Annotated in this window: 18 protein-coding genes; 5 read left to right on the top strand and 13 right to left on the bottom strand. The window is 65.8% G+C overall.

The genetic code is table 11. The features are described from left to right. Positions 1–41 precede the first annotated feature (41 nt). A complete protein-coding gene (locus tag Q9R31_RS05955) occupies positions 42–1,340 on the top strand; it encodes an alpha/beta fold hydrolase (RefSeq protein WP_311262194.1) in 1,299 nt (432 codons plus the stop codon). Here the strand turns inward: Q9R31_RS05955 and Q9R31_RS05950 are convergent. Together Q9R31_RS05950 and Q9R31_RS05945 are read right to left on the bottom strand one after the other, a co-directional pair. Then, a complete protein-coding gene (locus Q9R31_RS05950) occupies positions 1,326–2,702 on the bottom strand; it encodes an MFS transporter (protein WP_311261828.1) in 1,377 nt (458 codons plus the stop codon). The genes Q9R31_RS05955 and Q9R31_RS05950 overlap by 15 nt on opposite strands. A 132-nt stretch (positions 2,703–2,834) precedes the next feature. Next, positions 2,835–3,863 (bottom strand): TerC family protein, encoded by a 1,029-nt coding sequence (locus Q9R31_RS05945; protein WP_311261827.1) that lies wholly within the window; start codon positions 3,861–3,863, stop codon positions 2,835–2,837. Between the two features lie 341 nt (positions 3,864–4,204). Between Q9R31_RS05945 and Q9R31_RS05940 the strand changes: the two genes are divergently transcribed. Continuing rightward, complete coding sequence (locus tag Q9R31_RS05940; protein WP_311261826.1) at positions 4,205–5,533, top strand: extracellular solute-binding protein; 1,329 nt, start codon at positions 4,205–4,207, stop codon at positions 5,531–5,533. A gap of 96 nt (positions 5,534–5,629) precedes the next feature. Here Q9R31_RS05940 and uvrB read toward each other — a convergent pair whose 3' ends face one another. Together uvrB and coaE are read right to left on the bottom strand one after the other, a co-directional pair. Then, a complete protein-coding gene (gene uvrB, locus Q9R31_RS05935) occupies positions 5,630–7,729 on the bottom strand; it encodes an excinuclease ABC subunit UvrB (protein ID WP_311261825.1) in 2,100 nt (699 codons plus the stop codon). A gap of 80 nt (positions 7,730–7,809) precedes the next feature. Then, positions 7,810–9,024, bottom strand: a complete 1,215-nt coding sequence (gene coaE / locus Q9R31_RS05930; protein ID WP_311261824.1) for a dephospho-CoA kinase — start codon at positions 9,022–9,024, stop codon at positions 7,810–7,812. A 91-nt stretch (positions 9,025–9,115) separates the two neighbouring features. Here coaE and Q9R31_RS05925 point away from each other — a divergent pair, with 91 nt between their 5' ends. After that, positions 9,116–9,805 carry a YigZ family protein gene (locus Q9R31_RS05925; protein ID WP_311261823.1) on the top strand — a complete coding sequence of 230 codons (690 nt, stop codon included), beginning with the start codon at positions 9,116–9,118 and terminating at the stop codon, positions 9,803–9,805. Then, positions 9,789–10,289, top strand: a complete 501-nt coding sequence (locus Q9R31_RS05920; protein WP_311261822.1) for a GNAT family N-acetyltransferase — start codon at positions 9,789–9,791, stop codon at positions 10,287–10,289. Before Q9R31_RS05925 ends, Q9R31_RS05920 begins: the two co-directional genes overlap by 17 nt. Before the next feature lie 201 nt (positions 10,290–10,490). Here the strand turns inward: Q9R31_RS05920 and rpsA are convergent, their stop codons facing one another. The 3 genes from rpsA to polA form a co-directional block, all read right to left on the bottom strand. After that, a complete protein-coding gene (gene rpsA, locus Q9R31_RS05915) occupies positions 10,491–11,966 on the bottom strand; it encodes a 30S ribosomal protein S1 (protein WP_306631227.1) in 1,476 nt (491 codons plus the stop codon). A gap of 212 nt (positions 11,967–12,178) precedes the next feature. Next, on the bottom strand, positions 12,179–13,477 hold the full coding sequence (locus tag Q9R31_RS05910) for a GNAT family N-acetyltransferase (protein ID WP_311261821.1): 1,299 nt from the start codon (positions 13,475–13,477) through the stop codon (positions 12,179–12,181). 76 nt (positions 13,478–13,553) lie between these two features. Beyond that, entirely contained in the window at positions 13,554–16,196 is a 2,643-nt protein-coding gene (polA, locus tag Q9R31_RS05905) for a DNA polymerase I (protein WP_311262193.1), read from the bottom strand. A gap of 217 nt (positions 16,197–16,413) precedes the next feature. On the opposite strand from polA, the gene Q9R31_RS05900 reads away from it, so the two are divergent. After that, the gene (locus Q9R31_RS05900; RefSeq protein ID WP_311261820.1) at positions 16,414–16,878 is read left to right on the top strand and encodes a hotdog fold thioesterase; all 465 of its coding nucleotides are present in this window, start codon (positions 16,414–16,416) and stop codon (positions 16,876–16,878) included. An 11-nt stretch (positions 16,879–16,889) separates the two neighbouring features. Here Q9R31_RS05900 and Q9R31_RS05895 read toward each other — a convergent pair whose 3' ends face one another. The 6 genes from Q9R31_RS05895 to Q9R31_RS05870 form a co-directional block, all read right to left on the bottom strand. After that, positions 16,890–17,450, bottom strand: a complete 561-nt coding sequence (locus Q9R31_RS05895) for a dihydrofolate reductase family protein (protein WP_311261819.1) — start codon at positions 17,448–17,450, stop codon at positions 16,890–16,892. 90 nt (positions 17,451–17,540) lie between these two features. Beyond that, complete coding sequence (locus tag Q9R31_RS05890; protein WP_311261818.1) at positions 17,541–17,762, bottom strand: hypothetical protein; 222 nt, start codon at positions 17,760–17,762, stop codon at positions 17,541–17,543. Further along, entirely contained in the window at positions 17,759–19,006 is a 1,248-nt protein-coding gene (locus Q9R31_RS05885) for an inorganic phosphate transporter (RefSeq protein WP_311261817.1), read from the bottom strand. The genes Q9R31_RS05890 and Q9R31_RS05885 overlap by 4 nt, the downstream gene beginning before the upstream one ends. 154 nt (positions 19,007–19,160) lie before the next feature. Next, on the bottom strand, positions 19,161–19,667 hold the full coding sequence (locus Q9R31_RS05880; protein ID WP_311261816.1) for an HAD domain-containing protein: 507 nt from the start codon (positions 19,665–19,667) through the stop codon (positions 19,161–19,163). Positions 19,668–19,684: 17 nt separating this feature from the next. After that, entirely contained in the window at positions 19,685–20,359 is a 675-nt protein-coding gene (locus Q9R31_RS05875) for a hypothetical protein (RefSeq protein WP_311261815.1), read from the bottom strand. Between the two features lie 123 nt (positions 20,360–20,482). Beyond that, the gene (locus Q9R31_RS05870) at positions 20,483–20,914 is read right to left on the bottom strand and encodes a VOC family protein (protein WP_311261814.1); all 432 of its coding nucleotides are present in this window, start codon (positions 20,912–20,914) and stop codon (positions 20,483–20,485) included. Positions 20,915–21,030: the final 116 nt, after the last annotated feature.

Here is a 21,030-nt window from a genome sequence, read left to right as displayed (position 1 = left end):
TCGTCCGGCATGAGATCAGGGCCCGGCATGAATTCCGTGGCATGCGCACGGTGGAGCATTACTTCACGGTCCCCCTGGACCATTCCACTGCAATGGATCATGCCCGCGCCGGCGACGGGAGGCCGTCGGGCGAAACCATCACGGTTTTCGCGCGGGAGTACGTGTCTGCCGCGCACAGCGAGGAGGCCGCCGCGCGGCTGCCGTGGCTCCTCTTCCTGCAGGGCGGCCCCGGCGGCCGCGGCAACAGGTGGGGTTCGCTGGGCGGCTGGGGCAAGGCCGCGGCACAGGACTTCCGCATCCTCATGCTGGACCAGCGCGGCACCGGGCTCTCCACGCCCCTTGACCGCACCACCCTGCCTGCGATCGGCTCCGCAGCGGAGCAGGCCGCCTACCTGGAACACTTCAGGGCGGACTCGATCGTGGCGGACGCAGAGCTGATCCGCCGCGCCCTCGAATCACCCGCCTGGACCATTTACGGCCAGAGCTACGGGGGCTTCTGTGCGCTTACCTACCTGTCCTTCGCGCCTGAAGGCCTGCGGGAGGTGCTGATCACCGGCGGCCTTGCCCCGCTTGCCGGCAGCGCGGACGACGTGTACCGGGCTACATACCAGCGGGTAGCGGCACGCAACGATGAGTACTTCGGCTGGTACCCAGAGGACAGGGACGTCGTGGAGCGGATCGCCCGCCATCTGCGTTCCACACCTGAATTCCTGCCCGACGGCGGACCGCTCACCGTGGAGCGGTTCCAGATGGCGGGGGCGTTCCTGGGGGGCAACACGCGCGTGGACAGCCTCCATTACCTGCTCGAGGACGCCTTTGTGGACACGGCCAGCGGACCGCGGCTGTCCGACGCGTTCCTGGAGCAGCTCCACAGCGTGGTTTCCCGCCGCTCCAACCCGCTGTATGCGTTGATGCACGAATCCATCTACGGCCAGGGGCACGCCACTAATTGGTCAGCATGGCGGATGCTCGGCGAGAACCCATGGTTCCGGCCGGACGCCGACCCGCTGCTGCTCACGGGCGAGATGGTGTACCCGTGGTACTTCGAGCAGGACACGGCACTCCGGCCCCTTCGGGAGGTGGCGGAACTGCTGGCCACCAAAAAGGACTGGACCCCGCTGTACGACCCCGGGGTGCTGACCGCCAACACTGTTCCCGTGGCCGCGGCGGTCTATTCCGACGACATCTACGTGGACCGGGACCTTTCCCTGCAGACTGCAGCAGCGGTGCGCGGCCTGCAGGTCTGGGAGACGGCGGACTTCCACCACGACGGAATCGCCGACGACGGTGAGAGAATATTTGCGCGCCTGCTGGGCATGGTGCGGTCAGGCGGCCGCTGACTGCCGGTGGGAGAGGCGTGTGACGATCGCGGCGGCCAAAACCGCTGCCCCAATGGTTCCGCCAACCAGGTTCAGGCCGAGGTAGCCGGCGAAGCCAAGAACCAGTCCCGACACCGCGCCGCCCACGGCACCGGCGGCGCCCATCAGCATGTCGGAAACACCCTGGACTGCCACCCGGGCTTCCTGCCCCACACTTTCGGCCAGGAGTGTGGAGCCTGAGATCGTTGCCGCGGACCAGCCCATGCCCAGCAGGACCAGCCCCAGGGCCACTGCCGTGGTTGAGGACTGGCCAAACCCGGCAACAGCCACCGCCGCGATCAGCACCGTGAAGCCGATCATGATGGTCTGAACCCTGCCGGCCCTGTCGGTCAGCCAGCCCATGACCGGAGAGAGCGCGAACATGCCGGCGATGTGCAGTGAGATGGTGAAACCAATGATCACCAGCACGTCCCCCTCGGCGACGTGCCCCGCATGCTGTCCCGGCCCTTCCACCAGATGCTGGAGGTGCAGCGGCGTCATCGACATCACCCCGACCATCATCGCGTGCGCGGCCACGACGCCGGTCACGGCCAGCAGGGCCGTCCGTGAGCCGCGGATGGCGCGCAGCCCACGGCTGAGCGATCCCCGGGCTGCCGCTGCTGCGGCCACGGCGTCGGTGGGAGGGGCGGCAGGAACGCCGGCCGGTGCTCCCCCTGCAGGCGGACCGGCCGGGGCGGCGTGGGCCGCGGCGCGTTGGCGCGCCAGCTGCAGCGGGTCGGGGCGAAGGCCGGCGAACAGGATCACCGTGGCGATGAGGAGCCCGGCCCCGGAAATTACGAACGGGCCTGCCACCGGCGGCAGTCCCAACGCTGCCCCCACGGCCGCGCCCGGCTGGATCAGGTTTGGACCGGCCACCGCGCCGACCGTTACCGCCCAGACAACGGTGGATAATGCCCGTCCCCGGTGCTCTGCGGCGGCGAGGTCGACAGCGGCGAACCTTGCCTGCAGGCTCGCGGCCGTGCCCACACCGATGCCGGCCGATCCCAGGAGCAGCAGGGCGAAGAGGCCTGATACAACGGCCAGCACCATCAGCACGGCCCCTGCCAGAGCCGCCGAGAGACCGGCCACCTGGCCGGCCCGGCGTCCGCGCCGTTCCGCAAGCGACGCCAGCGGCAGGGCCGCGGCAGAGGCTCCAAGCGTCATCACCGTGGCGACGGCGCCGGCCCACGCGCTGGAACCCGAGAGTTCCACGGCCAGGATTGAGCCGATGGACACGGTTGATCCTGTTCCAAGTCCACTGAAAACCTGGGCCACGCTCAAGAGCGCAACGGTGCGCCGCTGCACGTGGCGCACGTCCTGCTCCATCACAAGTGTGCGGGCCATGTTCAGAGCATAGTCCCGCGGCGGCGCGTGCCACAGGGGCTACAGCCCGCCGTCTCCGCGAGGGGTTTAATGGCCAGATCCCGGCCGCGCAGGCGGCCGGGATCTTGAGGATTCACAGGAGCGGGCGGGATCCTACTCGACGTCGCTGTGGCTCTTGCGGACGTCTTCCTCGAGCCGGGGATCAATCTTGGCAGCCTGGGCCTTGGAACTGAGCAGGCTGGCGACGACGGCGACGATGATGGTGCCCACAATGACGGCAAGCGACACGAAGGTCGGAATTTCGGGTGCCCATTCAATGTGGCGTCCGCCGTTAATGAAGGGCAGCTCGTTCACGTGCATGGCGTGCAGGACGAGCTTGACGCCGATGAACGCGAGGATGACAGACAGCGCGTGCTTCAGGTAGATCAGCCTGTTCATCAGGCCGCCGAGCAGGAAGTACAGCTGCCGCAGCCCCATCAGGGCGAACAGGTTGGCTGTGAAGACAATGAAGGGGCTTTGGGTCAGGCCGAAGATGGCGGGAATGGAGTCAACCGCAAACAGCAGGTCCGTGAGGCCGATGGTGATGAAGACGATCACCATGGGGGTGAAGACCTTCTTGCCGTTCACCGTGGTCCGCAGCTTGCCGCCGTCGAACTTCTCCGACATGGGAATGACCTTGCGGATCCTGGCGATCAGCGGGTTCTCCCGGTCTTCTTCCTCTTCGCCCTCGTCCTGGGCCTGCTTCCAGGCGGTCCACAGCAGGAACGCACCGAAGATGTAGAACACCCAGCTGAACTGTTCGATGACGATGGCGCCGAGCATGATGAAGATACCGCGCAAAATCAGCGCGATGATGATCCCCACCATCAGGACTTCCTGCTGGTATTTCCGGGGTACGGAGAACCTGGCCATGATGATGATGAACACGAACAGGTTGTCGATGCTGAGGCTGTATTCAGTGACCCAGCCGGCAACGAACTGGCTGCCGAACTCCGCGCCGGTGAAAGCAAACATGGCACCGGCGAAAGCAAGGGCCAAGGTGACGTAGAAAGCCACCCACAGGCCGGCTTCCTTCATGGACGGTTCGTGCGGTCGCCGGACCACCAGGAGGAGGTCGACCAGGAGAATCAGGCCGAGGACGACGAACGAGCCAACCTCGAACCAAACGGGCAAATCGAGCACAGGAAAGCCTTTCGCAGGGCACACAGAAATGGTGTAAGTCTCTCCGGCCTGCCTGCGCACTTGGTGCTGATACGGCGGCCCGCTACGCCCGGCGGGGCAACTGTGCCCTGCGTGTTGACGATCGTAGCGCCTGGGATACTCCCCTACGTGCCATTAACTGTACCCCAGACGGGTGGCCGCTCGCGCGGGTGGGATTCCGGACCGGCCCCGGTCCGACTGTTGGATAACGTTTTCCCCGTAGGTGTTGACGCCTCCCACCACGCTTGCAATAATCGCTCCGGGCGAGAAAGCGGTTTCTCACCCGGGCCCGGTGTCCTTTCCAAAAAGATCAAGGTTGGTCAATGAAGACTCCTCATCGCACTGGCATGGTGGTCAAAGCCCTTGCCACCGCCGCAACACTGGCCATGCTCGCCAGCGGCTGCTCGTCCTCCTCGTCCTCTTCGTCGGGCGACAGCGCCGGAAACGTCACCGTCCGCTTCACGTGGTGGGGCAATGACCTGCGGAACAAACAGACCCAACAGGTGATCGACGCCTTCCAGGCCTCGCACCCCAACATCAAGGTCCAGGCTGAGCCCGGAGTATGGAGCAGCTACTGGGACAAGCTGGCCACCACCACGGCCGCCAACGACTCACCGGACGTGATCCAAATGGACCAGGCCTACATCGCTGAATATGGTGGCCGGGGCGCACTGCTGGACCTGTCCAAGCAGGGGAACATTGACACGTCCAAGATTGACCAGGACGCCCTCAAGTCAGGTCAGGTAAGCGGCAAGCAGTTCGGCCTGAGCACCGGCCAGAACGCAAAGGCCGTGATGATCAACACCAAGATGTTCCAGGACTACGGGGTTCCCATCCCGGACGACAAGACCTGGACGTGGGACGACTACACCCGGACTGCTGCCCGGATCGCGGCAGCAGCGGGCAAGGCCGGCCAGACCAACTACGGCAGTTCCTATTCGTTGACCGATTCGGACCTGAATACCTGGGCCATGCAGCATGGTGAGTCGCTGTACTCGGAGGATGGCGGCCTTGGCTTCAAGGAGGACACCGCTGCGTCCTTCTTCCAGAACGTGCTGAACCTGCGCAACCAGGGCGCCGCCCCGCCGGCAAACATAGCCACCGAGGACATCAGCGCCCCTGTGGAACAAACCCTGTTTGCCACCGGGAAGACGGCCATGTCCTGGTGGTGGACCAACCAGGTGAACGCGCTTCAGTCCGCGCTGAAGACCGACGTCAAGATCCTGCGCGCCCCCAGTTCCACCGGCGGCGCCAAGGAGAACGGCATGTCGTACAAACCGTCCATGTTCTGGTCAGTTTCCTCCCGCAGCAAGCACCCGAAGGAAGCCGCCGAAGTAGTCAACTACATGCTCAACAACCTGGATGCGGCCAAGACCATCCTGACCGAGCGGGGCTTCCCCACCAACTCCGAGGTCCAGACGGCAATCGACCCGCTGCTGACCCCCGCGGACAAGGCCGCAGCGGCATTCCTGAAGGACATCAAGCCGGATCTGAAGAGCGGGCCCCCGGTGCCTCCCACCGGTTCTTCCGGAGTGCAGGCGCTGATCCAGCGCTACAGCACCGATGTGCTGTTTGACCGTAAATCCCCCACTGACGCAGCCAAGGGCCTGATGCAGGAAGCGAAGGGAATGATCGATTCGGCACGGAAGTAAAGCGGCACCACTGCAACGCGAAGCGCGACGGCGGGCACCCGGGATGGGTGCCCGCCGTTGTGCGGTCAGGATGTGCCGGTCCGGTTAGGGCAGGCCTTAAGCGTGGCCGGCCGCCTGCATCTGGCGCAACTCTTTCTTCAGTTCGCTGACTTCGTCACGGATCCGGGCTGCCACCTCGAACTGCAGTTCCGCTGCGGCACCATGCATTTGTTCCGTCAGCTGCTCGATCAGGCCCACCAGGTCCTCCGCCGGCGCAGCGGCCAGGCCGTCCGCGCGCACCTGTGCTCCGCCCTTGGCGCCGGACTTGCTCCGCTTGGCACCCTTGGCCAGGCGGTTGTTGTTCAGCAGTTCCTGGGTGTCCGCGTCCTCGCGGGCCAGCTGGTCCGTGATGTCCGCAATCTTCTTGCGGAGCGGCTGCGGGTCCACGCCGTGTTCCTGGTTGTAGGCCACCTGGATGGCGCGGCGCCGGTTGGTTTCGTCGATGGCGTTGGCCATGGAGTCGGTGATCCGGTCGGCGTACATGTGCACCTGGCCCGACACGTTGCGGGCGGCACGGCCAATGGTCTGGATGAGCGACGTTGACGAACGCAGGAAGCCCTCCTTGTCCGCGTCCAGGATGCTCACCAGGGAGACCTCGGGCAGGTCCAGTCCTTCACGGAGCAGGTTGATGCCCACCAGGACGTCGAAGCTGCCCAGGCGCAGCTCACGGAGGAGTTCAACGCGCCGCAGCGTGTCAACATCGGAGTGGAGGTACTCCACCTTGATGCCGTGGCCCAGGAGATAGTCGGTCAGGTCCTCGGCCATGCGCTTGGTGAGGGTGGTGACGAGGACGCGCTCATCCTTTTCCACCCGGGTGCGGATCTCGCCGAGGAGGTCATCGATCTGCCCCTTGGTGGGTTTGACGATCACTTCGGGGTCGATCAGGCCCGTGGGGCGGATGATCTGCTGGACGAAGCCGTCGGCCTTGCCGAGTTCATACTTGCCCGGGGTGGCGGACAGGTAGACGGTCTGGCCGATCCGTTCCAGGAACTCGTCCCATTTCAGCGGGCGGTTGTCCATGGCGGACGGCAGCCGGAAGCCATGGTCCACCAGGGTCCGCTTCCGTGACATGTCGCCTTCGTACATGGCGCCGATCTGCGGAATGGTGACGTGGGATTCGTCCACCACCAGCAGGAAGTCGTCCGGGAAGTAGTCGATGAGGCAGTGCGGCGCTGTGCCGCCGGGACGGCCGTCGATGTGCCGGGAGTAGTTTTCGATGCCGTTGCAGAAGCCCATCTGCTGCATCATTTCGAGGTCGTAGGTGGTGCGCATGCGGAGGCGCTGGGCTTCCACAAGCTTGTTCTGGCCCTCCAGGACCGCCAGCCGTTCTGCGAGCTCCTCCTCGATGGTCTTGATGGCCCGGCTCATCCGTTCCGGCCCGGCGACGTAGTGCGAGGCCGGGAAGACGTACATTTCCGTCTCCTCGCGGATCACTTCGCCGGTGACGGGATGCAGGGTGTAGATGTTCTCCACCTCATCCCCGAAGAACTCGATCCGCAGCGCCAGTTCCTCGTACATCGGGATGATCTCGACGGTGTCGCCCCGTACCCGGAAGGTGCCGCGGTGGAAGTCCATGTCGTTGCGGGCGTACTGCATGGAGACGAACTTTCGCAGCAGGGCGTCCCGGTTCATCTCCTGGCCCTTGCGCAGGGTGACCATCCCGGCGATGTACTCTTCGGGGGTTCCCAGACCGTAAATGCAGGACACGGTGGCCACCACGATCACGTCGCGCCGGGTCAGCAGGGCGTTGGTGGCGGAGTGGCGCAGCCGTTCGACTTCCTCGTTGATGGAGGAGTCCTTTTCAATGAACGTATCCGTTTGCGGGACGTAGGCTTCGGGCTGGTAGTAGTCGTAATAGGAAACGAAGTACTCCACCGCGTTGTTGGGCAGGAGTTCGCGGAACTCGTTGGCCAGCTGCGCGGCGAGGGTCTTGTTCTGCACCATTACCAGGGTGGGCCGCTGCACCTGCTCGATGAGCCAGGCGGTGGTGGCGCTCTTGCCGGTACCCGTGGCACCGAGCAGAACCACGTCCTTCTCGCCGTTGTTGATGCGCTCCGTCAGCTCCGCGATGGCGGCCGGCTGGTCGCCCGCGGGCTTGAATTCGCTGATGACTTCGAAGGGCGCTACAACACGGTTGATCTCCTGCGCAAGGCTCATGGATCTAATCTACAACCGGCCACCGACACTGTACGGCCCCGTCCGTTACAGGCGAACAGCCACCCCTCCAGGGACCGGCCTCAGGACGTGTACGACGGCGGCTCCCACCCGGTTGCCCCGGCCCAGGCGGACATTTGCGGCCACGCAACGTCCGTGAACCACGGTTCCTTGGCTGACGCGTAGGCCCCGGTGCTGCCAGAGCCGGCAAAGCGTGCAGCGAGCTCCGACTTGTGTCCCTCATAGAGCTTGAGCGCGGCGGGGTCGTTCCGCAGCCAGTCCCGGAACAGCAGGGCGTAACGCCATCCGGCCGAGCCGGCGGCCCGGACATGCACGTTCACGGCACGGCACGGGTCCGCGTTGGCGTGGAACCGCTTCAGCCATTCTGACGGATCGGGAGCGTCCGGCTTGGGGGTGTCCGATTCCATACCCCGCACCGCCGGGAAGCCGGCAGCGGCCAGGAGCGGTGCGATCCTGCCCGCGGCCTCCAGGTCGGGCACGGACACTTGGAGGTCGATGACATCCTTGGCGGCCAGGCCGGGAACAGAGGTGGAACCGATGTGGTCCACGGCCAGGACGAGGCCCGGTGCAGCCGCCGCCAGGCGTGCCGCGATCCTGGCCGCCTGCTGCGCCCATTCCGTCCGGTGCGGCTCCAGCACCGGTCCCCTGTTCCGGGGCGCACGCGTCCCCGCCGCCAAGTTGTGGGCGAAGGGCACCAGCCGCCCGTCCCAGAGCCTGTCCACCTGGTCAAGCAGGTGCTGAACCGTGCCGGAGTTGTCCAGGACGACATCGGCGGCAGCGAGGCGTGCGTCCCGGGTAGCCTGGGCGGCCATCCGCGAATGCGCCGCCTCCTCCGTCATGCCGCGCAGCTCCTGCATCCGCTGCAGCCGCACATCCTCCGGGGCGTCCACCACCAGCACCAGGTGGAATGCTGCCCCCTGCCCCGTTTCCACCAGCAGGGGGATGTCCTGGACCACGATGGCGTCCTCCGTCGCCGCTGCCGTTATGGCGGCCGCGCGGGTGCGTACCAGGGGGTGGACGATGGCGTTCAGGGCCGCCAGCCGCTCCTGGTTGCCGAACACCGCCCCGCCGAGCCGTGCCCGGTCGAGCCGCCCGGCGTCGTCGAGCATGTCCGCGCCGAACTCCACCACTATCCGGTCCAGCCCTTCGGTTCCGGGCTCAACCACCTCCCGCGCCAGCGCATCAGCGTCCACCAGCACGGCGCCGCGTTCCTTCAGCCGGGCGGCCACCACCGATTTCCCTGAAGCGATCCCGCCCGTCAGTCCAATTTTCAGCACGCCGTCAGCCTACTAGCACACGCCGCCGCAGGTCCCCTGGCCGGGCGCAGCGAGGTAAGGGAGGCGGTGGGTGGGGCCTAGACTGGGGCGGATGCAAGAGCAAGACAGCCGGTCAGGCACCTACACCACGCTGGCGGCCGGCCAGGACTTCCGGCATGAACTCGACATAAAACGCTCCCGGTTCATTACCGTTCTGCGGAGGGCCGGCACCGAGGACACGGCCCGCGACCTGGTGGCGGGCCTGCGCCGTGAGTTCCACGATGCCCGCCATCACTGCTCGGCGTTCGTCATCGGGCCGGACCGCACCATCCAGCGCTCCAGCGACGACGGCGAACCCGCCGGGACGGCGGGCATCCCCATGCTCGAAGCCCTGCTGAAGAGGGAAACGGCGCCCGGGGTGGCCGACCTCAGTGACGTCAGTGCCGTCGTCGTGCGCTATTTCGGCGGCATCCTGCTCGGCGCCGGCGGCCTGGTCCGGGCCTACTCCGAATCGGTCTCGGCCGCCCTGGACCTGGCACCCTTGGTCCGCCGCAGCAGGCTCCGGATCTGTTCCACCGCAGTACCGCACGCGGGAGCGGGCCGGCTGGAAAACGATCTGCGGGCCGCCGGCGCTGTCATGGCCGAGACCAGCTACCAGGACCGGTACACGGTGCTGCGGATTGCCGTGCCGGACCATGCTGCCGCCATTGCTGCCGCAACTGACCGCATCCTCCAGCTGACGGCGGGAACGGCCACGCTCAGTCCCGATGGAACGGAATGGGTGGATGAACCCCTCAACTGAAGTCACCCTCGTGGATGTTGATAGAGCCGTAGCGGACCGGCTGCTCCAACTGGCCAAGCGCGACGCCTCCCCGGACGAAGTGGCTCCCCCGCTGGACGGCCCCGGCTGGAACCTGGAGCGCACCGCCTGGTTCTACAGCTACCATCAGGCGGCGGCCGGCGGACTGGACGGACCCGCCGCGGAAAAGTCCTGGGCCGTCTTCAGCGGCAGCCTGATCGCCGGCTCCGTGCGACTCAAGCGGGAAACCAGTTCAGGCACTCCCTCAGGCGAAACGGGCATCTGGCTTGGCCGGAGCTTCCGTTCGCGCGGTATCGGCGCTGCTGCCCTGGACCTGGTCCTGGCGGAGGCCCGCCGGGCCGGACTCAAGCGCGTCAGCGCCCGCACCTTGGCGGGGAACGCCGTCGCCCAACGGCTGCTGGCCGCAGCCGGGGCTGCACTGACCCACCACGCAGACGGGACAGTCCTTGCCGTCGTCGAGCTCTAGGGGAAACCCGCTGACCGGGTTGCGCAACTTATGCGTCCTGGCCGGCCCGCCGGCCCCGCAATAGGTGGCAGCACCCGGACCCCAGCCAGCAAAAGTTACGCATTTGGGTTGCGCGTGCCGGCGGAGCGGCTGGTTAAAGCAACAGACCCCCTGCCCGAAGGCAGGGGGTCTGTTGTGTCAGCCCGGAAGGGCCGGTGGCAATTAGTTGCCGGTCAGCTTCTCGCGGAGAGCAGCAAGAGCCTCGTCCGAAGCCAGGGTGCCGGCACCGGTGTCGGTGGCAGCAGGCTCGGAGGAGTAGCTGGTGGTGCCGGAATCGCTGTCACCGGACGTTGCAGCTGCAGCGTCGTCGGCAGCGTGCTGGGCAACCTGCTTCTTGTGTGCTTCCCAGCGGGTCTGGGCGTCAGCGTACTGCTGCTCCCAGGCGGCGCGCTGCGTCTCGTAGCCCTCGAGCCATTCGTTGGACTCGGGGTCGAAGCCCTCGGGGTACTTGTAGTTGCCCTCTTCGTCGTACTCTGCGGCCATGCCGTACAGAGCCGGGTCGAACTCGGTGCTGTCGGCGTCGACGCCCTCGTTGGCCTGCTTGAGGGACAGCGAGATGCGGCGGCGCTCGAGGTCGATGTCGATGACCTTGACGAACAGCTCGTCGCCAACGGAGACGACCTGCTCTGCCAGCTCCACGTGGCGGACAGCCAGCTCGGAGATGTGGACCAGGCCTTCGATGCCGTCTTCGACGCGGACGAACGCACCGAACGGAACGAGCTTGGTGACCTTACCCGGAACAACCTGGCCGAGGGCGTGGGTGCGGGCGAAGGTCTGCCACGGGTCTTCCTGCGTAGCCTTGAGCGACAGGGAAACACGCTCGCGGTCCAGGTCGACTTCGAGAACCTCGACGGTGACTTCCTGGCCAACTTCGACAACCTCGGACGGGTGGTCGATGTGCTTCCAGGACAGCTCGGAAACGTGAACCAGGCCGTCTACGCCGCCCAGGTCCACGAAGGCACCGAAGTTGACGATGGAGGAAACGACGCCGGGACGGACCTGGCCCTTTTCCAGCTTGTTGAGGAACGTGGAGCGGACCTCGGACTGGGTCTGCTCGAGCCATGCACGGCGGGACAGGACCACGTTGTTGCGGTTCTTGTCCAGCTCGATGATCTTGGCTTCGATCTGCTGGCCGATGTACGGAGCCAGGTCGCGTACACGGCGCATCTCGACGAGGGATGCGGGCAGGAAGCCGCGCAGGCCGATGTCGAGGATAAGACCACCCTTGACGACCTCGATGACGGTACCGGTGACAACACCGTCTTCTTCCTTGACCTTCTCGATGTCGCCCCAGGCACGCTCGTACTGAGCGCGCTTCTTGGAGAGGATCAGGCGGCCTTCTTTGTCTTCCTTGGTGAGCACCAGGGCCTCGACCTGATCGCCAACGGAGACAACGTCTCCGGGATCAACGTCGTGCTTGATGGAAAGCTCGCGGGAGGGGATGACACCTTCGGTCTTGTAACCGATGTCGAGCAGAACTTCGTCGCGGTCGACCTTGACGACGGTACCTTCGACGAGATCTCCGTCGTTGAAGTACTTGATGGTCGCGTCGACTGCTGCGAGGAAGTCCTCAGCGGTACCGATGTCGTTAATGGCGACTACGGGGGTACCGGGCTTCTCGGTGGAGGTGATGGTCATGTAGTAGGGGCTCCGTTGTGGATAGTGAGTCGGTCAGGTGACCACCACTTCCGGGTACTGACCTGGAGGCGGAGCGCGGCGGATTGCCGGGTCATCCTGATTGCGTGGCGTTCAAATGCGAACCATAGCGATGCACACGTAACACACGCCCGTTTATTCTAGTCGCTGCCTGCAATTCGGGTCAAAGCGGCCGCCCCGGGCGTTCGGGAACGTCAGAAGTGGGTCAGGCAGTGCGTTGCCCGCTCAACCGCGAACATCTGCTGCGCTTTCAACGCTGCGCCGGGAGTCGCCTCGCAGACCATACCTGCCGCCTTGAGCGTCACGGGGCTGACTCCGCCAAGGTAGATCGAGGACAGCGCCGAGACATCCAGTGCCAGGTCAGCCTTTTCCCCCATTGCCACACGTTCGACGGCGGCCTGGCCGTCTTTGACCTCCAACGCGAAAGTTCCTGCCGTGAGGCCCAGCGCGTCCTCCACGTCGAGGACCAGCCGGCCGTCAGCCGGGTAGTGCCGCGCCGCGAGGGCCTGCGGGACGTCCAGGATCCGGAGCCACAGCATGTCACGGCTGTCCGAGGCATCCATGCAGCGCGGGTCCGCCAGTGCCCAGGCGAGGGGATCATCCACCGGCGCTTCGTTCCAGGTGACCCGTTCCACGAGGTCAATGGCGGCCAGGTACTGCCAGAGTTCAAGGTAGGCGTGGTCCGTACCGGCCACGAGGTCCACGACTTCCACGGTGAAGGGGGTGGTGTCCCAGCCGAGGAACTTGTAGGAGACGTAGCCGTCGATGGCTGCGTCCGGGCCGTAGTGCAGCGCCACCTTGATGGCGGGATCCTCCTTGCCGTCGCGTCCCAGCGACCCCGACGCCAGCTGTCGGTACCATTCCTGCCGGCCGAGGGACCCCGGCGTGTGCCGGTGGACGCGGTCGAACACCAGCGGAGCCACTTCCAGCAGGACCTTGGGGTCGGCGACTTCGACGGTGCCCACGGCCTGGTGCCGCAGGTTGAACCGGGCGGTGGTATCCACTTTGACGGTCCGTTCAAGGCTCGCCACTCCGTAGCCGAACCTGCCGTAGATGCTTCCCTCCGAGGCCGTCAGTGCGGCCACGGAAATGCCGTCGTCCTTGGCGGCCTGCAGGTCTTCGGTCATCATCCGGCGCAGCAGGCCGCGGCGGCGATGGGAAGTGCGGACCGTCACGGCCGTGACCATCTGGGTTTCCAGCATGCGGCCGAAGCCGATGTTGAGGGTCTTGCGGAAGGTCCCGAACGTGGCCACGGGCACCTCGGCCGGCAGGGATGAGGCGGCCACGGGTCCGGTCTGGTACGCCCCCGTGAAGATCCGTCCATCCACTTCATAGGTGGCGAGGGAGCGTTCCCGGTGGTCAGGGCTGCGGCTGGACTCGTGGAAGCCAAACGCTACGGCCTGGGCCCAGGTTTCGGCCTCTGCGTACCCTTCCTTGCCCTTGGACACAGCCGGAAAGCGCCGGATTTCATAGTCTTCGCTCAGATCACCCATTTACCCGAGCCTAGTCAATGAGGCCCGCCACTGAACAGCACAAACATCCCCTGCCCGGCGGGGGGCCACTCCGTGCCTAGTGCCCGGCGTCGTACCAGCTGGGTCCGACGCCGATCTGGACTTCCAGGGGCACGCTCAGGTCGGCAGCTGCGGCCATCTGCCCGGTCACCAATTTCTCCACGGCGCCCCGCTCCCCGGCGGCGACTTCCAGGACCAGTTCGTCATGGACCTGGAGCAGCATCCGTGACTTCAGGCCCTGCGCCTGAAGTTCGGCATGGACGCCCAGCATGGCGCGCTTGATGATGTCCGCTGCGGAACCCTGGATGGGGCTGTTGAGGGCGATGCGCTCGGCGTTCTCCCGCAGCTGGCGGTCGGTGCTGGTGAGGTCGGGCAGGTAACGGCGGCGTCCCTCAATGGTGGCGGTGTAGCCGTCCACGCGGGCCTGGTCCACCACGCCGCGCAGGTAGTCGCGGACCGCGCCGAAGCGGTCGAAGTAGTCCTTCATGAGGGTGCGCGCCTCGTCAACGGAAATTTCCAGCTGCTTGGACAGGCCGAAGGAGGTCAATCCGTAGGCCAGGCCGTAGGACATGGCCTTCACCTTTGAGCGCATGGCGCTGGTGACCTGGTCTGTGGGGACGTGGAAGATGTTCGAGCCGACGAAGCGGTGCAGGTCCTCGCCGTCCTTGTACGCCTGGATCAGGCCCGCGTCACCGGAGAGGTGCGCCATGATGCGCATCTCGATCTGGGAGTAGTCGGCGGACAGCAGGCATTCGTAGCCATCGCTGACCACGAAGATGCCGCGGACGCGCCGGCCTTCCTCGCTGCGGATGGGGATGTTCTGCAGGTTCGGGTTGTTGGACGAGATCCGTCCAGTGGCGGCCACGTTCTGGGCGTAAGTGGTGTGGATCCGGCCGTCCTCCGCCACGGACTTCTTCAAGGACTCGAGCATCTGCCGCAGCTTGGCGGCCTCGCGGTGGGCCATGAGCTGAACCAGGAACTCGTGCCCTGTCCTGTCCAGGAGGTTCTTCAGGGAAGCCGCGTCCGTGGTGTAGCCGGACTTGATCTTCTTGGTCTTGGGGAGCTGCAGTTCATCGAACAGGACGGTCTGCAGCTGCTTGGGCGAGCCGAGGTTGACTTCGTGGCCAATGGCCGCGAAGGCCTGTTCCTGCGCCTGGTCGATGACCCGGGCAAGGTCGGCGAGCTGATCGTCCATCTTGTCCATGTCGATCGCTATGCCGGCGAGTTCCATATCCGCAAGGACGCGGCTGACCGGCAGTTCGAGGGTGGACAGCAGTTCCTCCGCCCGGCGTTCCTTGAGTTCGTCCTCGAAGTAGCGGCTCAGGGCCAGTACGACGGCGCCGGCCTGGACCAGGGCGTCGGCCGCCGCGGTGTCGTCGCCGTCAAACGACAGCTCGAGCTGCCCGGCTTTGGCGGTAGCGGCCGGGATTCCCACGTTGAGGTGGTGCTGGGCGAGCTCGGCAAGTTCGTAGGTGCGGCGGTCCGGCTGGATGAGGTAGCCGGAGATGGAGGTGTCGTCCACTACGCCCTCCAGCTCCAGGCCGCGGGCCGTGAGAGCCTTGAGCGCTGCCTTGAAGCCGTGCATCACCTTGGGTGCTTCGGGGTCCCGCAGCCAGCCGGCCAGCACATTCTCGGTCTCCGCGTCCTGGCCGGTGAGGTCGACGTAGACTGCGGCGTCACCACGCACGATGGCCACCGCGGCGGCGTCCTCGCCAATGCGGCCGGGTACGAGGTCGACGGCGAGGGCGGTCCGCCGGCCCGCGCCTGCGGCCAGGAAGGCTGCCAGTTCGGCAGCATCGGCAGGTGTGGTGTAGTCCGGGGTTTCAATGCTTTCCCGTTCGGCGGCGGGTGTGTCAGCGTCGCCGTAGAGGGCAAACAGCCGGCCGCGGATGGCCTTGAACTCCAGCTGGTCAAAGAGATCTTCAATGGCGGCCTGGTCGGGGCGCGGCTGGTAGAGGTCCTCCAGCGTGACGGGGAGGTCCAGATCCGTGTGGAGCTGGTTCAGCCGTCGGTTGCGCTTCACGGCGTCGACGTTCTCCCGCAGGGCGTCACCTACTTTGCCGCCGATGGAGTCAAGGTGTTCCAGGACGCCTTCTAGGCCGCCGTACTGGTTGATCCATTTCGCAGCGGTCTTGGGTCCCACGCCGGGCACGCCGGGGAGGTTGTCCGCTGTCTCCCCCACCAGGGCGGCAAGGTCCGAGTAGCGGGACGGGCTGACGAAGTATTTCGCTTCGATCGCGGCGGCGTCCATCCGGGGGATGTCGCTGACGCCCTTGCGCGGGTAGAGCACGAATACGTTGTCCGTGATGAGCTGGAAGGCGTCCCGGTCGCCGGAAACGAGCAGGACCTCGAATCCGGCCTTCTCACCCATGGTGGCGAGGGTGGCCAGGATGTCATCGGCCTCGTAGCCGGGCATTTTTATGGTCTTGATGCCCCAGGCCTCCATGACCTGGGCGATGAGGTCGATCTGGCCGCTCATCTCGCGGGGCGTTTCGTTCCGGCCGCCCTTGTACTCGCTGTACTCGGTCTTCCGGTGGGTGGATTCGTCCGAAACATCGAACGCAACCGCGACGTGGGTGGGCTGCTGCTCCTTGATGAGGTTGATCAGCATGGAGGTGAAGCCGTGGATGGCGTTGGTGTGCTGGCCGTTGGAGGTGGAGAACTTGTCCGCCGGCAGGGCAAAGAAGGCGCGGAACGCCATGGAATGGCCGTCAAGGACCAGCAGCCGCGGTTGGCCGGTAAGGGGAATGACGGGCGCTTCCGTAGCTGAAACAGACCCACCGGCAGCGGGGATGGCGGCCTTTGCAGCAGGCCGGGGCGTGGCGGACGAAAGCTGCGCGGCAGCGTCTTCATCGAGGGCCGAAGATGGGAAAGGGGCCGGTTTGGTTGTTTCACTCACAGGTGCCAGCCTAGTTGCCATGACAGACAATTTCACGCCGGGCGCTTTCGCCGGAGAGCTCGCAGCCGCCGGAATTCCCGACCACATGCACGGCTGGCTGGGCAGGTTCGGTGTCGGCGCCCTGGTGGTCAAGATGGGGATCCATTTCCTGGAGATGAGCCCGGAACGCACCGTTGCCACCATGCCGGTGGAGGGCAACACCCAGGTGGCCGGAATCCTCCACGGCGGCGCCCATGTGGTGCTGGCAGAAACCCTGGGATCGTTCTCCGCAGGAATGCATGCGGGGCCGGGACGGCACGCCGTGGGCATTGAGGTCAACGCGACCCATCACCGGTCCATCGCGAAGGGCCTGGTCACCGGAACCTGCACCGCGATCCATCTGGGGCGCACGCTTGCCACCCATGAGATCGTCATGACAGACGCCCAGGGACGGCGGCTGTCGACGGCACGCATCACCAACATGCTCCGGGACAACGCCGGATAGGGCGGGCAGCGTCAGGCCTGTGGACCTGTCCTTCCGGGCAGCAGGTAGCGCAGCTCGACGATTCCCCTGCCCAGGGTGCGGGACGCAGCCAGCTCCAGCGGCGGCGTCGGGCCCTTCATCGGCAGCAGCCGCTTCCCACCGCCCAGCACCACCGGGATGACGGAGAGGATGATTTCATCCAGCAGGCCGGCATCCGCGAACTGGGCCGCCAGGTTGCCGCCGCCCACCACCCAGATGTTCCGGTCCCGGGCGGCCCGCCGGAAGTCCGTGATGAATTCCTGAACGTCGCCGCGGACGAACGTGATGTCTGCCCCGTCCGGGGCACGGTATTCGTGGTGGGTGAAGACGTAGCTGGGCGTGCCCGTGTACGGCCACCTGCCGGGCTCGTGCTCCATCAGCCAGGCGTAGGTTTCCCCGCCCATGACCATGCAGCCCACACCGGCCATGAACTCGTTGTAACTGTCCGCGCCGCCCTCGAAGCCGTCGAACTGCAGAAGCCAGCCGAGGTCGTCCGTGGATGTCGCGATGAAACCGTCAAGGGACGCGGCCACGAAATATTGGATGCGGGGCATCGCACCAGCCTAGCCAGGCGGCCCGGTCCAGCCAATGGCCAAGGCCCTGCGCGTGCTATGGCTGCCCGTCGTGCAGCTTCCGGGAGTTTGCTACTTCGAGAAGTACGGAATGATCAGGTACAGGCCCAGCAGGACAGCCAGGCCGCACAGGCCAAAACAGACATACGCGAAGGAGCGCTTCAGGCCCGGAGAAGTCTGTTGTGCGTCAGCGGCGATGGCCGTGAACCGGACGCCGAGTGAGTAGAGGGTCACCACTGTTGCGGCAGCTACCAGGGTGGCGCCGGCAACGGCCAGGAGTTCCAACCACTTCATCGCCGATTCTCCTTGGGGTTGTTGGCTTTGGCGTCGGCTTTGGCCTTTGCCTTGGCTTCGGCCCGGGCGCGGGCCATGGCCTTCTTCTTGGCGAACCGGACGGCCTGGCCGGCTTCCTCCACCTCGACGGCGTTCTGGTGGCTCACGGAGGACTTGCGTGAGTAGAAGAACATGAAGAGCACCGCGCCGCTCCCGGCAATGGCGGCAATGAGCACGCCCACGACGCCGGTCATCACCAGCAGCGCGGTCAGGGCACCGACGATTCCGGCGGCAGGCAGGGTAAACAGCCATCCCAACGCGATCTTGCCCACCATGTTCCAGCGGACCGTGGTCCCGCGGCGCCCCATGCCTGAGCCGATGACCGAACCCGACGCCACCTGCGTGGTGGAAAGGGCGAAGCCAAGGTGGGACGAGGCGAGGATGGCGGACGCGGTGCTGGACTCGGCCGCGAAGCCCTGGGCGGGCTTGACCTCGGTCAGGCCGGAACCCATGGTGCGGATGATCCGCCAGCCGCCGGCGTAGGTGCCGATGGCGATGGCGAGGGCACAGGCAGTGATTACCCAGATCTGGGGACCGGAACCGGGCGCCTGGCTTCCGGCGGCGATCAGGACCAGCGTGATGATGCCCATGGTCTTCTGGGCGTCGTTGGTTCCGTGGGCCAGGGCCACCAGGCTGGACGTGAAGATCTGGCCGGTGCGGAACCCGCCGCGTTTCTGGGTGAGCTTGGTGCCGGTCTCGGGGTCGTGGCGTGAGGTGAGGGCGTAGGCCAGGCGCGTGCATACGTAGGCGGCAACTCCTGCGATCACCGGTGCGAAGACGGCCGGAAGTATGACCTTCTGCAGCAGCGTCTCAAGGTTGACGGAGCTGAATCCTGCGCCGACGATTGCCGCGCCGATCAGTCCGCCGAACAGGGCATGCGATGAGCTGGACGGCAAACCCTTCAGCCACGTAACCATGTTCCACAGGACGGCTCCCATGAGCCCGGCGAAGATAATCTCCGGTGTGATCTGGACGCCTCCGGAGCCCTCCCGGATGATGCCGCCGGACACCGTCTTGGCCACCTCGGTGGAAAGGAAGGCCCCTACCAGGTTCAGGACGGCTGCCAGGGCCACCGCTGTCTTGGGCTTGATGGCACCGGTTGCGATGGGCGTGGCCATGGCGTTGGCGGTGTCGTGGAAGCCGTTCGTGAAGTCGAAAAATAGTGCCAGTGCGATGACCAGCGCCACCATGAAGGTGATATCCACCTGTTGCCCAATCTGCAGAGTCGACGTTCAGCAAGTTTCTCTTACCAGGCTGCCTTGCACAGCATAGTTCACCAGCTGTTTGCTTTGGAATGAGTTGCGGCGATGGCACAACCGGCGGGAAACCTTATCGATCGTACGCGTCCCGGGCATGAGGTCAAAACACGGACCGGGCAAGGAAAGAGCGGAGGAGGTCCAGTTCCGCCGGCGTGATTCCCTGCCGCGGATGCGGCGACACCGTGAGGATGCGCTTGCCCAGGAAGCGCGCCCAGGACTGTGCTTCGGCCTCGAATGCCAGCTGGTCGTCCACCCATGCGATGGCGTCTGGTCCGGTCTTTTCGACGTCCTCCTGGATGGCCCGGAGCTTCCACCAGCCGGTCCCGCCGGCTGCCCCGTCCGCGGCAAGCCAGGGCCACCTGCTGCCGGCAAGTCCGACGGCGGGACAGAGGTATTGGGGCGCCAGCTCCTCCCAGCTGGTAAGCCAGACACACCGCAGCCCGGGAGTAAGGGCCAGGGAGTTCAGCCCTGTGACGAGTTCGGCGGCGAAGGTGACGGGCAACAGTCCAGCGTCGGCGCGCTGCCAGGCGGACCCCCAGCCCGTGGTTCCTTCCGGGCCGAAGGGGCAGACCACGCCGTCGACGTCCACATAAAGAGTTCTCCCCACGCTGCACCACCGAGGTTTCAGCCCTGGTGGAATTCCGGCGGCCTGGGGCCCGCGTCCAGCTGCGGGGCGATCTTTTCCTCAAGGGCCGCAACGGTGACGTCCGGCAGTACGATGAGCCCGTCCAGTTCGCGGCGCGCCCGTTTGTAGGCGGCCTGCCGCTCGGCCGGGGTAGCCGCATGGTTCTCAGCGATCATCAGCAGCTTCCGGGCGGTGGCCAGCCGTTGGCGTTCGGGTCCGCTGAACTTGCTGTCCCTGATCCGCCTGGCTTCGCGTTCGGCCACGTCCAGGGCCACCGCGAAGTTGTTCACTGCCTGCCGGTAGGCGTCAACGCCGGCGACTGTTTGCAGGTCTTCGGCGGAAGAGGGCCGCTGGCCGTCAGCTTCCCGCTTGGCGCGCAGGAAGGCCACCGTGAGTGGTTCCCGGACGTCCGTCATGAGGGGAAAATCGATGAGCTTGCCCACGTCGAGCTCATATTCAAGCCATCGCCGGTTGGTGGCGTCATGGGTGTCCATCAGCGCCTGCACCTCGGCCAGGGACGCCCGCCCGTCTTCACGTGCCTGGTTCTGGAGTTTGTACAGTTCCACCTTGCGCCGGTACCGGCGCTCGCCCGCGCGCCGCCAGCCGCCCGCCCAGCGGCCAGCAAACGCCATCAGCGGAAACACCATCCACCATTTGTCGGACAAGAAGTCCATGAGCGGCCTCACCCGTTAATCCTCCCAGCCCGGACGCCCGGCCTCAAGGTGGAGGGGGCAGATCCAAGAGGTGGGTCCGGTACTTCCGCCTGGCGGCCGCCCGCCACATCTCACGGTTGCATGTCAGGGTGCCGGCGTGGGCTGGGCGGCGTTGACGTTGACCAGCCAGGCGACTCCGTAGCGGTCGGTGCACATGCCAAAGATGTCACCCCACGGCGACTTTTCCATCGGGACAGTCACCGCTCCCCCGTCACCGCTCAGCTTCTGGTAGTAGCCGCGCAGTTCCACCTCATCATCGCCGCTGAGGGAGATGGAAATGGCGGAACCGGGGTGGTACTCCATGCTGTTGGGGGTGTCAGCGCCCATGATCACCAGGCCCTGGGTACTGGTCAGCATCCCGTGCATGATCTTTTCAGCTTCCGCCGGATCCTCGCTGGCCTGGAAGTCGCCAAAGGTACTGAGTGTCAGCTCGCCGCCGAACACCGACTGGTAGAAGTTCATTGCCTCGCGGGCATTGTCCCGGAAACTGATGTAGGGATTGAGGATTGTTGGCATGGGGCTTGTTCTCCTTCGCAGGGGGCCGGAACTGCGCCGGCCGGAACGTGGGCAGACAACATCCTGCCCCATCCTGACGCCGCCCGGTAGGGGACGCCTCCCCTGTTCATCCCGTA

The sequence above is a fragment of the Pseudarthrobacter sp. BRE9 genome (assembly GCF_031844305.1).
In the GTDB taxonomy this organism is placed as follows: Bacteria; Actinomycetota; Actinomycetes; order Actinomycetales; family Micrococcaceae; genus Arthrobacter.
This window is presented reverse-complemented; position numbering and strand designations above follow the sequence as displayed.

Coding starts and splice junctions, on each gene's coding strand:
- rpsA (WP_306631227.1), bottom strand. CDS start 11,966: ATGACCATCACCTCCACCGAGAAGCCCGGTACCCCCGTAGTCGCCATT.
- Q9R31_RS05925 (WP_311261823.1), top strand. CDS start 9,116: ATGCAAGAGCAAGACAGCCGGTCAGGCACCTACACCACGCTGGCGGCC.
- uvrB (WP_311261825.1), bottom strand. CDS start 7,729: ATGAGCCTTGCGCAGGAGATCAACCGTGTTGTAGCGCCCTTCGAAGTC.
- Q9R31_RS05890 (WP_311261818.1), bottom strand. CDS start 17,762: ATGAAGTGGTTGGAACTCCTGGCCGTTGCCGGCGCCACCCTGGTAGCT.
- Q9R31_RS05910 (WP_311261821.1), bottom strand. CDS start 13,477: ATGGGTGATCTGAGCGAAGACTATGAAATCCGGCGCTTTCCGGCTGTG.
- Q9R31_RS05870 (WP_311261814.1), bottom strand. CDS start 20,914: ATGCCAACAATCCTCAATCCCTACATCAGTTTCCGGGACAATGCCCGC.
- Q9R31_RS05955 (WP_311262194.1), top strand. CDS start 42: ATGCGCACGGTGGAGCATTACTTCACGGTCCCCCTGGACCATTCCACT.
- Q9R31_RS05875 (WP_311261815.1), bottom strand. CDS start 20,359: ATGGACTTCTTGTCCGACAAATGGTGGATGGTGTTTCCGCTGATGGCG.
- Q9R31_RS05920 (WP_311261822.1), top strand. CDS start 9,789: ATGAACCCCTCAACTGAAGTCACCCTCGTGGATGTTGATAGAGCCGTA.
- Q9R31_RS05950 (WP_311261828.1), bottom strand. CDS start 2,702: ATGGCCCGCACACTTGTGATGGAGCAGGACGTGCGCCACGTGCAGCGG.
- Q9R31_RS05900 (WP_311261820.1), top strand. CDS start 16,414: ATGACAGACAATTTCACGCCGGGCGCTTTCGCCGGAGAGCTCGCAGCC.
- Q9R31_RS05940 (WP_311261826.1), top strand. CDS start 4,205: ATGAAGACTCCTCATCGCACTGGCATGGTGGTCAAAGCCCTTGCCACC.
- polA (WP_311262193.1), bottom strand. CDS start 16,196: ATGGCGTTCCGCGCCTTCTTTGCCCTGCCGGCGGACAAGTTCTCCACC.
- Q9R31_RS05895 (WP_311261819.1), bottom strand. CDS start 17,450: ATGCCCCGCATCCAATATTTCGTGGCCGCGTCCCTTGACGGTTTCATC.